We start from the raw sequence: 13,585 nt of genomic DNA, 5'->3' as shown, positions 1-13,585 counted from the left end.
AGGAGCATCAGAGATGACGATGATCATCGACGTGCACGCAAGGCAGGTGCTTGACTCGCGGGGAAATCCCACCGTCGAGGCCGAGGTCCACCTCGAGTCCGGGGCGGAGGGGCGCGCGATCGTGCCCTCGGGGGCGTCCACGGGCACGCGGGAGGCGGTCGAGCTGCGGGACGGCGATCAGAAGCGGTTCCTCGGGAAAGGCGTCCTGAAGGCGGTCCAGAACGTCAACAAGACGATAACGCCCAAGGTGCTTGGCCTCGACGCCAGCGAGCAGGCCTTCCTCGACAAGACGCTCATAGAGCTGGACGGCACCCCTAACAAGGGGAAACTGGGCGCCAACGCCATCCTTTCCGTTTCGATGGCCGCCGCCCGCGCGGCTGCGGAAGCCAGCGGGCTGCCGCTGTACCAGTACATCGGCGGCATCGGCGGACGGACCCTTCCGGTGCCGCACATGAACATCCTCAACGGCGGTTCTCACGCTGACAACAACCTGGACATCCAGGAGTTCATGGTCATGCCGGTGGGAGCGTCCTCGTTCGCCGAAGCGCTGCGGATGGGCGCGGAGACTTTCCATAATCTCAAGAAAGTGCTCAAGGGCAAGGGCCTGAACACGAACGTGGGAGACGAAGGCGGGTTTGCGCCGCTCCTCAAGTCGAACGCCGAGGCGATCGAGGTGATCCTGGAAGCGATCGTGAAGGCCGGATACAAGCCGGGCAAGGAAATCGGTATTGCGCTCGACTCCGCCGCCTCCGAGTTCGGCGAGAAAGGGAAATACACGTTCAGGAAGTCGGACGGATCGACGAAGGACGCGGAGGGCATGGTCCGCTTCTACCAGGACCTCTGCCGTCAGTATCCGATCCTCTCCATCGAGGACGGGTTCTCCGAGGACGACTGGAACGGCTGGAAGCTCTTCACTAAGGAGATGGGGACGAAAGTCCAGATCGTCGGCGACGACATCTTCGTGACGAACCCGAAGATCCTGCGGAAGGGGATCGACGAAAAGGCGTCGAACTCCGTCCTTATCAAGCTGAACCAGATCGGAACGGTGACCGAGACGATCGATGCCGTGGAAATGGCCAAGCGCGCCGGCTGGACCGCCGTCGTCTCCCACCGCTCGGGCGAGACCGAGGACAGCACCATCGCCGATCTCGTTGTGGGCCTGAACACCGGACAGATAAAGACAGGATCGGCATCCCGCACCGACCGGATGGCGAAATACAACCAGCTTCTCCGGATCGAGGAAGAGCTCGGCCCGGCTGCGCGGTTCGAGGGAAGAGGAGTGTTCTATAATATTTGACATGGCGAAACGCAGGTTCGTCGCACTGATCGTTCTTGACGGCTGGGGCTATCGCGAGGAAACCGAGGCCAACGCGATCGCCTTGGCCGACACCCCGTTCTACGACCGGTTGTGGTCCGATTTTCCCCACACGCTCATCGAGGCGTCGGGGGAACGCGTCGGGCTGCCTGCCGGGCAGATGGGCAACTCCGAGGTCGGGCACCTGAACATCGGCGCCGGCCGTGTGGTCTACCAGGACATCGTCCGCATAACGAAATCCATCCGTACGGGGGAATTTTTCCGCGCCCAGGCTTTCTGCCGGGCGATGGACTCTGCCAGGGAGAATGGCAAGGCCCTGCACCTTGTCGGGCTGCTTTCCGACGGCGGCGTCCATTCGCTTCACACGCACTTGTACGCGCTCCTCGAAATGGCGAAGAAGCGAGGTCTTCCACGCGTGTACGTCCACGCGATCCTGGACGGGAGGGACACCCCCCCGACCAGCGGCATCCATCACCTGCAAAACCTCATCGGAACGATGAAGGAAATCGGCGCCGGCGAGGTTGCGACGGTCGGCGGCAGGTATTACGCCATGGATCGGGACAACCGTTGGGACCGCGTGGAACGCGCCTTCAAGGCCATGGTGCGCGGGGAGGGCAAGGATATGGCGGACCCCGTCGCCGCCGTATCCGGTTCCTATGCGGCCGGCAAGACCGACGAGTTCATGGAGCCGGCCGTGATCGTGCGGGACGGCCGTCCCTTTGGGCGGATATCGCCCGGCGACTCCGTAATCTTTTTCAACTTCCGCGCCGACCGCACAAGGGAACTGACCCGCGCGCTCATGATGGATTCGTTCGACCGGTTCCCGCGGCCGGAACGCCTGGGCCTTTCCTACGCGAGCATGACCGTTTACGACGAGACGTTCGGCTTCCCGACGGCGTTCGCGCCCCAGACGCTCGAAAACATCCTGGCCTCGGTGTTCGCCGCCAACGGCGTAAGGAATTTGCGCATCTCCGAGACGGAAAAGTACGCGCACGTGACATACTTCTTCAACGGCGGGGAGGAGAAGGTGTTCCCGGGCGAAACGCGGGTTCTCATTCCGTCTCCCTCGGTCTCCACCTACGACCTTCAGCCGGAGATGAGCTCACACGAAGTGGGCGCGCGGGCGGAGGCGGAGATCGCATCGGGGAACCACGATTCGATGATCCTGAACTTCGCCAACGGCGACATGGTGGGTCACACGGGAATCCTTTCCGCCGCGATCAAGGCGGTCGAAGCCGTGGACATGAACCTGCGCCGCGTCGTCGAGAAGATATGGGAGCGCGGGGGCGTCGCCCTCATCACATCCGACCACGGGAACGCCGAGCTGATGGTCGACCCGGAAACCGGCGAGCCGCACACTGCGCACACGACGAACCCTGTGCCGCTTATCTACGCGGATCCCTCGGGAAAGGACACCTTGCTCAAGGAGGACAGGGCTCTTGAGGACCTGGCCCCCACGATTCTCCGGCTGATGGACATCACCCCTCCCCCGGAGATGACCGGGGAAGACGTCCGGAAGCGGTAAGGCACGGGGGCGCCGGAGGATGACGAAGGGATTCTTTTCCAGGGAACGAAGGCGAAAGGAGAGGCGCAAGCGGATGGCCACTGTTATATTCACGGTACAGAGCGGGAAGGAGCCTTCCAGGGTATCGTCGCCCGTAACCGGTACCGTCCGGGATCTGTCGCCGCTCGGCATGTCGGTCTTGACGCCGAAGATCGCCCCGGACGGCATCCACGTCATGTACGACACCCTTATGACGACGCGCAACCGGATAGACGCGACGGTATTCGTCGAAGGGGACCCGCCGGTGAGGGTTTCGGGAAAGGTCGTCTGGTTCCGCGGGTCGGAGGAGCCGGGAGGAGCGTACATCTTCGGCATGCAGTTCGATAAATCCAACGAGGAGTTCGAGGACGGCCTGAGCCTCCGATAGCCCCTTGAAAGCGATCGACATCCACGCACATCCGAGCACGCAGCCATGGTACGACTCGATGCGTCCGTACTTCGAGGCCCTCGAGGCGTACTACAAGACGCCGTTCCGGGTTCGCAAGGACGAGGAGATGGCGGATGAATTCAGGCGTGCGGACGTCGGCGCGATGGTCATCGCATGGGACGCCGAAACAAGCACGAAGCTTCCGGTGACCACCAACGATTACACGGCGTCGCTCCGGGACCGGTTTCCCGATGCGATCGTCGGTGCATGGGCATCCGTGGACCCCTGGAAGGGGGAAGATGCGGTGCGGGAGCTTACGAGAGCGGTCAGGGACCTGAATATGGTAGGCGTGAAGTTCCAGGGAGTGGCGCAGGCGTTCTTTCCCAACGACCGCAGGTTCTACCCGCTCTACGAGAAGTGCGTCGAGTTGTCCGTCCCCGTCCAGTTTCACACGGGCACGACAGGGCTGGGGGCAGGCACTCCGGGCGGGATGGGCCTGAAGCTCAAATACACCCAACCGATCCATCTTGACGACGTGGCCGCGGATTTTCCCGGCCTGACCGTAATCGCCTGCCATCCCTCGTGGCCCTGGCAAAGCGAAATGATCGCGATCCTGCTGCACAAGGCGAACGTTTACATGGAAACCTCGGGGTGGTCCCCGAAATATTTCACCCCGGAGCTTAAAAAAGAGATTTCGGGCCGGCTTCAGGACAAAATCATGTTCGGCTCCGATTACCCCGTGCTCACTCATGAACGGCTGTTCCGTGACTGGGATGCCGAGAAATATCCCTCATCCGTTATCGAGAAGATCTTCCTTTCGAACGCGCGCCGGATCCTGCGGCTCCCTTGAATCGGAGTTTTTAAGAACGTCCCTGTTTTTGTCTTTTAATCGGGATTTTTCTCCTTGCCTTGAGGAACTTACCGGATATACTGTACATTTCCGCTGGCGGGAGAGTGTTTTCGGGCGAGAGTGGCGGAATGGCAGACGCGCCGGACTTAGGATCCGGTGGGCAACCGTGAGGGTTCAAATCCCTCCTCTCGCACCAACGTTCGATCCGACGTTATCTAACGAAAAGGAAACGGATGAAAAGATGAAGACGAGCGTCGAAACGGTCAGCGGAGTGGAGAAGCGTGTCCGTGTGGTGATCCCGGCGGACGAGGTCGGCCGCAAAATGGAGGAAGGGTACGCGGAGGTCCGCAAAGCCGTCCCGGTCCGGGGATTCCGCAAGGGGAAGGCCCCGATGTCCATGGTGAAACGGCTCTTCAAGGAGCACGTCGAAGGCGAGGTCGCCGAACGGCTTATCAAGGATTCGATCCACGAGGCAGTGAAGGAGAACGATCTGCGGGTGCTTTCCACTCCCGATTTCGACGGCGGAAAGCTCAAGGAAGGCGAGGAGTTCGCGTTTACCGTGACCTTCGAGGTGATGCCGGAGGTCGCCGCGGCGGACTATAAAGGATTGCCGGTGACGAAGGAAAAGGTCGAGATAACGGATGCAAAGGTAGACGCGGCGCTTTCCGGCCTGCGTGAATCGTTCGCGAGTTACCATACAGTGGAAGAACGCGGGGCGGCGGAAGGGGACCTTCTCGAGGTGAATATTTCCTCGTCGGCGGGCGGTGATGCGATCGACAGCGGCGAATCTTCCAGCCTTATCCTTGGAGGTGGAATGCCGTTCGGCAAGAATTTCGAGGATGCGCTTGCGGGAGCGAAAGCGGGCGATCGAAAGACGATCGAGGTCGAGTATCCCGAAGAAGCGCCCAACAAGAAGTATGCCGGCAAGAAGGTTACCTTCGACGTTACGGTGAACGCGATCAGGGAAAAGAAGCTGCCGGAGTTTGATGAGGAATTCGCAAAGAATTTCACTGATGTAAAGGATTTGAACGACCTTCGTTCCAGGATGGCGGAACGGCTTCGGGCAGAGGGAGATGAACGGTCACGCCGCAACGCCGAGGAGCATATCCGCAACGGATTGCTAGAGAAAAACACGTTCGACGTTCCCCATTCGCTGGTCGACCGTCAAATCGTGCTCATGATCGAGGACACTGCGAAACGGATGGCTTCCCAGGGGATCGACCTAAAGAAAGTGAACATGGATTTCGATAAGATGAGAGAGAGGTTCGCGCCCGGGGCCGAGCGGATCGTCCGGGTTTCCCTGCTTCTCGAAGCCGTCGCTAGGCAGGAAAGCATCGACGTCCCGTATTCCGACATCGAAGCGGAAATGAAAGCGATGGCCGAAGCCGCGCAGATGAGTTTCGAGAAGGTGAGGGAGATCTACGGCGACGAGGAACGGCTCGACGCCCTGCGGACCCAGCTCCTGGAGAGGAAGACGATGGCGTTCCTGCTGGAAAACGCAACGGTCAAGGAGGAGGTCGCGTCCGAATGAACCTCGTACCCATCGTGGTGGAGCAGACAAGTCGCGGCGAGCGTTCCTACGACATATATTCCAGGCTGCTCAAGGACCGGATCGTCTTCATCGGGAACCAAATAGACGACGATATAGCCAACCTGATAATCGCGCAGCTCCTTTTCCTCGAGGCGGAAGATCCGGACAAGGACGTAAACCTCTACATCAACTCGCCGGGCGGTATCGTGACGGCGGGCATGGCGATCTACGACACGATGCAGTTCATAAAGCCCAAGGTCGCAACGGTTTGCATCGGGCAGGCGGCATCGATGGCCGCGGTGCTTCTGGCCGGCGGTGCGCACGGGAAACGGACGGCGCTGCCCAACGCGCGCATACTTATACACCAGCCTATGGGGGGGACCCGGGGCCAGGCCACTGATATCAAGATCCAGGCCGAGGAGATCCTCCGCATGAGGGAGGAACTGAACAAGCTCCTTTCCCGTCACACGGGGCAGTCCCTCGACCGCATCGCGCAGGATACGGAGCGGGACTACTTCATGTCGGCGGAGCAGGCGAAGGGCTATGGTATAATCGACCAGGTTGTGGATAAAAGACAGGCGGCCGCAAGGCCGCTCGTAGAGTAGCGACGGAGGCCCGCCCGTGACACGGAAATTCAACGACAAGTCCAACCTTCTGGTCTGTTCCTTCTGCGGCAAGGCGCAGAATGAAGTAAGGAAGCTGATCGCAGGACCTACCGTATATATCTGCGACGAGTGCGTGGAGCTGTGCAACGACATCATCTCCGAAGAAAACGAAGTCGAACATTCCCTGGACGAGAAGCGGCGCAGGCTTCCCAAACCAACGGAAATAAAGAAGATTCTTGATGATTATGTAATCGGCCAGGAGCGTGCGAAGAAGATTCTCTCCGTGGCGGTGTACAACCATTACAAACGGATCGAGTCGCGGTCGACCGACGGCATCGAGCTCCAGAAGTCCAACATCCTCCTGCTGGGTCCCACTGGCAGCGGAAAGACGCTCCTCGCGCAAACCCTTGCACGCATCCTGAACGTGCCGTTCACCATCGCGGACGCTACGACGCTCACCGAAGCCGGATACGTGGGCGAGGACGTGGAGAACATCATCCTCGCCCTGCTCCAGGCCTCCGACTACGACGTGGAGAAGGCGCAGAAGGGGATAGTCTACATCGACGAGATCGATAAAATCGCGCGCAAGTCGGAGAACCCTTCCATCACGCGGGACGTGTCGGGCGAAGGCGTCCAGCAGGCCCTGCTGAAGATCCTCGAAGGCACGGTGGCGAACGTTCCCCCGAAGGGCGGGCGCAAGCATCCGCAGCAGGACTTCATCAAGGTCGACACGACGAACATTCTCTTCATCTGCGGAGGGGCGTTCGTCAGTCTTGACGGGATAGTGGAGCGGAGGACGTCGAAAAAGTCGATGGGGTTCGGCGCCGACATCGTTTCGCGCACCGAGAGGAAGATAGGGAAGCTTCTCGAGATGGTCCAGCCGGAGGACCTGATAAGGTTCGGGCTGATCCCGGAATTCGTGGGACGGCTTCCCGTTCTGGCCACGCTGCACGAGCTGGACGAGGACGCGCTTGTCCAGATCCTCCAGCGGCCGAGGAACGCGCTTGTCCGCCAGTACCAAAGGCTGTTCGAGTTCGAAAACGTGAAGCTGGAGTTTTCGGAGGACGCGCTCCGCACCATAGCCCGGCAGGCCATGGAGCGGAAGGCTGGTGCCCGCGGCCTCCGGTCAATCCTGGAACACATAATGCTCGACGTTATGTACGAGATCCCCTCCCAGAGCAACATAAAGAAGTGCATCATCACGGAAGACGTAGTGAGCGGCAAGGTTCCACCGGAGATCGTGCAGGGAAAGAAGGCGGAACTGGCTTGATGCCGGCGTCCTCCCCGCACCTTGGGCGGCCGGTTGCCACGTGGAGGGCTTGATGGAAGACAGGAAGAAAATCCTTCCGCTGCTGCCGCTGCGCGACATCGTCGTATTCCCGCACATGGTGGTTCCCCTGTTCGTGGGGAGGGACAAATCGATCGCCGCCCTCGAAGCGGCACTGGCCGCGGACCGGCTCATCTTTCTCGCGGCGCAGCAGGACGCGACGACAAACGACCCCGCGGAAGAGGACATACACCGCGTCGGTACGGTCAGCCACATCATCCAGCTTCTCAAGCTTCCGGACGGAACGGTCAAGGTGCTCGTCGAAGGGCGCGTCCGGGCAAGGGTCCTGCACTACCTGCCGAATGACCGCTACTTCCAGGTCAGCGCCGAAGACATCGTGCCGGAACGGGTCACGGGGCCTCACGCGGAGGCGCTCGTCCGCAACGTCATCGCTTCGTTCGAGAGCTTCTCCAAGCTCAGCAAGAAGGTCCCCGCCGAAGTGCTGGCGCAGGTCGCGGCGTTGCAGGACCCCTCGCGGGTCGCCGACATGGCTGGAGCCCACCTGCCGGTCCGGCTTTCCGACAAGCAGGCGGTCCTGGAGCTCGAATCGGAGCAGGAGCGGCTCGAAAAGCTTCTCTCTCTGATGGAATCGGAAATCGAGATCCTGGAGATCGAGCGGAAGATCCGCGGGCGCGTAAAGAAGCAGATGGAGCGGACGCAGCGGGAGTTCTACCTGAACGAACAGATGCGCGCCATCCAGAAGGAGCTCGGCCAGGCGGACGAGGGCAAGACCGAGCTCGACGAGCTCGAGGAAAAGGTAAAAAAGAAGGGGATGAGCAAGGAGGCGGTGCAGAAAGCGCAGAAGGAAATCAAGAAGCTCCGGATGATGTCGCCGATGTCCGCCGAAGCGACCGTCAGCCGCAACTACGTGGACTGGCTCATTTCCATCCCCTGGCAGGAGCGCACCGAGGACAAGCTCGACATAGAGGCGGCCGAGAAGGTGCTGGACGAGGACCATTACGGGCTGGAGAAGGCCAAGGAACGTATAATCGAGTACCTCGCCGTCCGCAAGCTGGTCTCCAAGCTGAAAGGTCCCATCCTTTGCTTCGTGGGCCCCCCGGGGGTCGGGAAGACCTCTCTTGCGCGGTCCATCGCGCGTGCGACGGGGCGCAAATTCGTGCGCATGTCGCTGGGAGGGGTGCGGGACGAAGCGGAGATCCGCGGTCACAGGCGCACCTACATAGGCGCTCTTCCGGGCAAGATCATCCACCAGATGAAGAAGGCGGGGACGGTGAACCCTGTGTTCCTGCTCGACGAGGTGGACAAGATGTCGATGGACTTCCGGGGGGACCCGTCAGCGGCCCTCCTTGAGGTTCTCGACCCGGAGCAGAACAACACCTTCAACGACCACTACCTGGACATCGATTACGACCTGTCGGACGTGATGTTCCTGACGACGGGGAACATGCTGCACGGCATCCCGCCCCCGCTTCAGGACCGGATGGAAATCATCCGCCTGCCGGGGTACACCGAAGTGGAGAAACTCCACATCGCGCGCAACTACCTCATCCGGAAAAAGCAGGAAGAGCACGGCCTGTCGCCGAAGAAGGTTTCCTTCACCGACACGGCCATCCTGCACATCGTCCGCTACTATACGCGCGAGGCGGGCGTGCGCAACCTCGAGCGGGAAATAGCGTCCATCTGCCGAAAGATCGCGCGGGAGGTGGTTAAAGACCCGTCGGTCGAGAAGGTCCGCGTCGCTCCGCAGGCAGTCCGCCGCTACCTCGGCCCGAGGAAATACAGGTACGGAGAGGCGGAGGAGAAGGGCCAGATCGGTTTGGCCACCGGGCTTGCCTGGACGGAATTCGGCGGCGAGCTGCTTCATATAGAGGTCGCGTTGATGCCGGGGAAAGGGAACCTGCGGGTGACCGGCAAGCTCGGAGAGGTAATGCAGGAATCGGCGCACGCCGCCCTTTCCTACATCCGGACCCGGGCCGAGCGAATGGGGCTGGAGCGGTCCTTCTACCAGAAGTTCGACATCCACATCCACGTGCCGGAGGGAGCTATTCCCAAGGACGGACCGTCTGCGGGAATCACGATGGCGACGGCGCTGGCTTCCGCGCTGCTTAAAGTTCCCGCGCGGAACGACCTTGCGATGACCGGTGAGATTACGCTGCGGGGACGAGTGCTTCCCATCGGCGGCGTCAAGGAAAAGCTGCTTGCCGCGCACCGCGGCGGGATCAAGACCGTCATCCTGCCCGCCGAGAACGAGAAGGACCTGGCGGAGATCCCGGCGAAGATAAAGAAGAACCTCGAAATCGTCTTCGTCCGCCATATGGACCAGGTGCTCGAGGCGGCCGTCGATCTTTCCGGCGTCGTGAAGCCGATCGAGCCGGACCTGCCGCCGGAGCCCGATCCGCCGCCGGACCTGCCGCCCGCCTCATCGGACGAGGAAGTCATCCGTCATTAGATCCGGAAGGCGCTGCGCCTCCGGGGCTCCCCCGTCGCGGGTCGCCTTGGCTCCTCCTGCCCATTCGTTTTACGTGCCCCTCGGTTATCTCCCAGTGGTCGGCCATATTGTTCGGTATGCCAAGCGTATCTTCCCTTGTTGGGTGGGTTCTACTACAGTCGGTGTCGCCTGCGGCTCCCGCGAGGGGGACCCCTGCGGCGTGCGCCTTCCGGATCATCCAGCTATGATTTTCCCGCCGCGTTCGTTCGCGATCCGTTCGGCTTCTTCGCGTCCGATCAGCGCGGGCAGGGGGACGAGGCCCTTTTCTCCGCCTGCGCCCGCCGCCAGTTTGAGCGCGACTTCCGCCAGCAGGACGCCCGCCAGGATCCCGCGGGTGTCTTCGAGCGCGGCTGCTTTAACGGTCTTTCCTGGCTCCTCCCGCCAGGCGCCGGCGACGGCGACAGTCGATCCTTCACCGGCGCTCAGCGATCCGCGCAGCCAGAAAAGCAGGGCCGCCGAGAGTTCCAGTCCGACCGGTCCGAGCCCCCCGAGCGTTTTTCCGAAACGCCGGAACAGGGAAGCAGGCCGTCCCGGGGGAAGCCCGATCAGCCCGTCTCCCGTGTCGAAGTAGCAACCCGCGGGGGAGGCAGGCGGAGCGGCCGGTTTCTCGCGCCTTGAAGCCTTGGCCAATCTCCTGAAAAAGGCGTAACCGCCGTACCGGTCGAGGGAGGCGAACAGGTATCGGCGCGGTTCCGTCCCGGGTTGTTCCTCGCGCCCGGTCCGGCCGCCTGCAAGGAAGTGTGCGGAAAGGAGCTCCGTCCAGCCGGGCATCATACCGCAGCCGGAGACCGCCGCTTTGCCCGCACGCCGGAAGGCGTCGTGGATTTCCCGACGGGCGTCCTCCTCGAACGTGCCGTCTCCGATGCTGGCGGCGTGTTTTCCCTTTCCCGCGCACGCAAGCAGGATTCCCTTTTCGTACTCCGCGCACGGCCCCACGGCGTTGGCGACTGCGTCGATGCCCGCCAGGAGCCGTTCCATCTCGGGGGCCCGCCCGGCGTCGGCCATCGCCCAGCGGCATTTCGGGGAGAGCTTCTTCCCGAATTTCTTCGCATCGCGGATGTTGTAATCGACGAGGAAGAGCTCTTCGACATCCGCGCGGGAGGATAGGACCTGCGCGGCGACCCGGCCGATGAACCCCGCGGCGCCCAGGAGAAGTATTTTCATGCCACAATATTAACAGAGAGGATCGCTTCAATGGGTGCGCAACAAATGGGCATGCATGCGCGTTGACATTCCGGGGGAGGATTTGTTACCTTATTTAGTCTTCGATCTTCGGAGGTTGCGACCGGGCGGATAGCTCAGCTGGTAGAGCATCGCCCTTACAAGGCGAGGGCCACAGGTTCAAGTCCTGTTCCGCCTACCATCGTTCACGATTCGGGGTGGTAGTTAAGCTGGTTATAACGCCGGCCTGTCACGCCGGAGGCCGCGGGTTCAAGTCCCGTCCACCCCGCCAAATTCAAAGGCTCTTTCGGGTCAAGGCCCGGGAGAGCCTTTGCTTTTGGGATCAACTTGGTGTGTGGGATCGTCTTCGTTTACCAGCTCCGCCGAAGCGCCAAGTGGGCCCGGCGGGCGGCGTGAAGCGCTCCCAAAGGTCCTTTCTCCGACCCGTAGGGTAGCTCGCCTCCCAGCGTAAGACTCCAGAAGTCGGTGGCATTGTAGCCGACCTCTGCCTTGAGAAGGCCGTCGCCGTGCTTTAATGCCTCCGTCCAGACCACCTTCCAATTTCCCCATGCCTCGGTCCGGTTCCATGCAACGATGAGGACGGGGAGGAGCGCACGGTCGAAGAGGAAGGTAGCGTCCACGGGCGTGTCTTTCGCGTTGCCCGCCAGTGTAACGAGCAGCGTCCCGTCGCCGAATCCCCGCTCGGCGCTCAGCGTCCCGACGAGAGCGTTTCCCAAGCCGGGGTCCCCGGAGAAAAGGGCGGCCGTCTCGCCCCGCAGCACCCAGGAGCCGGCGACGAGGGAGACTTCGACTCCGGCCCCTTGTTCCCGGGCGTAGCGGCGCTCGACCGGGACGGTCGGGCCCGACGGACCGAGGGAAGCGAGGTCCGTGCGGAACACGAGGAGGGGCGCCGGCCGGACCCCGAACCTTCCCCAGACCCCGAGATCCCAGTTGCCGAAGGTCGCGAGGAGGCGAAGTGCGCCGAAACCGTCCCGGGGGGGCGCGTTCTCCTTGTCTTCGATCCCGACTTTCCCGATCGGTAAACCGGTCGAAAGAGGAGCATTCCGGCCGCCCAGGACGGGCAGGCGCCAGGGGGTGGTGACGGGGCAGGCGACCGCCTCCACCCGAAGCGGGCCCCTCTGCCCGCTCAGGCGGGCCGCCCAGAGCGGCAACTTCTCGTCGGCAAAGGGGTCGGAAAGGTCCCGGGGCAGGAAGGCGTCGGCGGGAGAGTAGCCGTCGGTTTTTCCCCATCCGAGCTCGAAGCGGCCGAGTTGAAGGTCGACGGACGAGGTAAGCGGCAGGCGCATCCAGAGGTCCCGCACCGAAACGGGCGTGCGGCGGGCATCCCGGTCGGCCGGGTCGAAGACGAGAGGACCCCGTTCGCGGGAAGAAATCTCTTCGGCCCGCGCCGAGGCGGTGAACCGGGAGTCGCCAAGCTTTCTTTCCCCCTTGGCAAATAGGGTGGCCCAGCCGAGCGCACGCGGGTCGCGGTCGCTCGCCCGTTCGGCGAAGGTGAACCCCTTTACCTCCGCATACCCCGAAAACCCTTCCGCCATGGCCGAGGCCGGCAAGAGGAAAAGGAGGAGAGAGGCGAGAGTCCTGCGATGCGTCACTCCCCGCCTTCCCGGTTCAGGTTCCGAAGGGTGAAACGGCCGGCCGGCTGGGGCCGGTCGAAGACGATCTCCTTCATGAACACGGTGGTCCTGCTCCCTTTTTTCAGATCGGTCATTTCGAGCCGCATCGCCACCCAATGTCCTTCGATGTTCCGGATATCGGAGAGCAGGAGCCGCTTCCCCGGTTCCTTTTCCCCCTTGCGATGGAGGTCCTCCCGCACGAGGTAGAGGATGTCCTTGCGCAGGTAGAGGATCTTCTTCTCGTAGACGGACTTCCCGCCGTTAACGTCGGGCCTCGCCTCGATCACGTAACAGGGATGCCCGTCCTGGAGCTGCTCGCCTTTCGACTCCACCTCGTACTTCTTGTGGTCGAACTCCTCCATGTCCTCGTAGTTGAAGTCGGTCCCCACGAAGGACGCGTCCCGATCCTGAGAGGCGATCCGTCGCTCCCGCTTCATGGACGGCAGGTAGAGCCATTGATCGGCGGGCTTGCCGGGCCGGGCGAGCGAGAGAAAACCGACGCCTTTTACTTCCGGCGGGTCGGTGAACCGTACGAGATCCTTCGCGTCCCCCGCGTACCCCTCCCGGAAGCTCTTCCAGCCCTTCTTTCGGACCTTCCCGTCCTTGTTCACCACCGTGAGCTCGCCGGAGTACTGGAGCGTCCGGGTCCGATGGCGGTTCTCCGCTTCGATGAGAAGTTTTCGCGCGTCCCCGGCGGCATCGGCACGGCCGACGAGAAGAAGGGAGAGCGCCGCCACGGCCAGTGCGATGCGCGATCCCGGATGTTTTACCGTCATTGCGCC

The 13,585-nt window shown here is 62.2% G+C and carries 11 protein-coding genes and 3 tRNA genes; 11 read left to right on the top strand and 3 right to left on the bottom strand.

Annotation, left to right across the window (positions count from 1 at the left end; all coding sequences use genetic code 11):
* The first annotated feature begins 13 nt into the window (after positions 1-13).
* The 9 genes from eno (at position 14) to lon (ending at position 9,969) form a co-directional block, all read left to right on the top strand.
* Positions 14-1,297, top strand: a complete 1,284-nt coding sequence (gene eno / locus HY896_07365; protein MBI5576168.1) for a phosphopyruvate hydratase — start codon at positions 14-16, stop codon at positions 1,295-1,297.
* 1 nt (position 1,298) lies between these two features.
* On the top strand, positions 1,299-2,840 hold the full coding sequence (locus tag HY896_07360) for a 2,3-bisphosphoglycerate-independent phosphoglycerate mutase (protein ID MBI5576167.1): 1,542 nt from the start codon (positions 1,299-1,301) through the stop codon (positions 2,838-2,840).
* Positions 2,841-2,859: 19 nt separating this feature from the next.
* Positions 2,860-3,246: a PilZ domain-containing protein gene (locus tag HY896_07355; GenBank protein MBI5576166.1), complete on the top strand. Its 387-nt coding sequence runs from the start codon at positions 2,860-2,862 to the stop codon at positions 3,244-3,246.
* A 4-nt stretch (positions 3,247-3,250) separates the two neighbouring features.
* Positions 3,251-4,096, top strand: coding sequence for an amidohydrolase (locus tag HY896_07350; protein ID MBI5576165.1), 846 nt, complete (start codon positions 3,251-3,253; stop codon positions 4,094-4,096).
* Between the two features lie 114 nt (positions 4,097-4,210).
* Positions 4,211-4,292: transfer RNA gene (locus tag HY896_07345), tRNA-Leu, on the top strand.
* A gap of 45 nt (positions 4,293-4,337) precedes the next feature.
* Complete coding sequence (gene tig, locus HY896_07340) at positions 4,338-5,627, top strand: trigger factor (GenBank protein ID MBI5576164.1); 1,290 nt, start codon at positions 4,338-4,340, stop codon at positions 5,625-5,627.
* Positions 5,624-6,232 carry an ATP-dependent Clp endopeptidase proteolytic subunit ClpP gene (clpP, locus tag HY896_07335; protein ID MBI5576163.1) on the top strand — a complete coding sequence of 203 codons (609 nt, stop codon included), beginning with the start codon at positions 5,624-5,626 and terminating at the stop codon, positions 6,230-6,232. Before tig ends, clpP begins: the two co-directional genes overlap by 4 nt.
* Before the next feature lie 16 nt (positions 6,233-6,248).
* Positions 6,249-7,502 (top strand): ATP-dependent Clp protease ATP-binding subunit ClpX, encoded by a 1,254-nt coding sequence (gene clpX, locus HY896_07330; GenBank protein MBI5576162.1) that lies wholly within the window; start codon positions 6,249-6,251, stop codon positions 7,500-7,502.
* 52 nt (positions 7,503-7,554) lie between these two features.
* Complete coding sequence (gene lon / locus HY896_07325) at positions 7,555-9,969, top strand: endopeptidase La (GenBank protein ID MBI5576161.1); 2,415 nt, start codon at positions 7,555-7,557, stop codon at positions 9,967-9,969.
* A gap of 213 nt (positions 9,970-10,182) precedes the next feature.
* Here the strand turns inward: lon and HY896_07320 are convergent, their stop codons facing one another.
* Positions 10,183-11,172 (bottom strand): saccharopine dehydrogenase NADP-binding domain-containing protein, encoded by a 990-nt coding sequence (locus HY896_07320; GenBank protein MBI5576160.1) that lies wholly within the window; start codon positions 11,170-11,172, stop codon positions 10,183-10,185.
* Positions 11,173-11,295: 123 nt separating this feature from the next.
* Here HY896_07320 and HY896_07315 point away from each other — a divergent pair.
* Positions 11,296-11,371, top strand: a tRNA-Val gene (locus HY896_07315).
* 13 nt (positions 11,372-11,384) lie between these two features.
* Positions 11,385-11,461, top strand: a tRNA-Asp gene (locus HY896_07310).
* Between the two features lie 79 nt (positions 11,462-11,540).
* Here the strand turns inward: HY896_07310 and HY896_07305 are convergent.
* Both HY896_07305 and HY896_07300 read right to left on the bottom strand, forming a co-directional pair.
* Positions 11,541-12,725 (bottom strand): hypothetical protein, encoded by a 1,185-nt coding sequence (locus tag HY896_07305; GenBank protein ID MBI5576159.1) that lies wholly within the window; start codon positions 12,723-12,725, stop codon positions 11,541-11,543.
* Positions 12,726-12,778: 53 nt separating this feature from the next.
* Entirely contained in the window at positions 12,779-13,579 is an 801-nt protein-coding gene (locus HY896_07300) for an outer membrane lipoprotein-sorting protein (GenBank protein MBI5576158.1), read from the bottom strand.
* Positions 13,580-13,585 lie beyond the last annotated feature (6 nt).

Source organism: Deltaproteobacteria bacterium, assembly GCA_016218975.1.
In the GTDB taxonomy this organism is placed as follows: Bacteria; Desulfobacterota; Deferrimicrobia; order Deferrimicrobiales; family Deferrimicrobiaceae; genus JAENIX01.
Note: the sequence above shows the minus strand (reverse complement) of the source record. Positions and strands in the feature narration are given on the sequence as shown.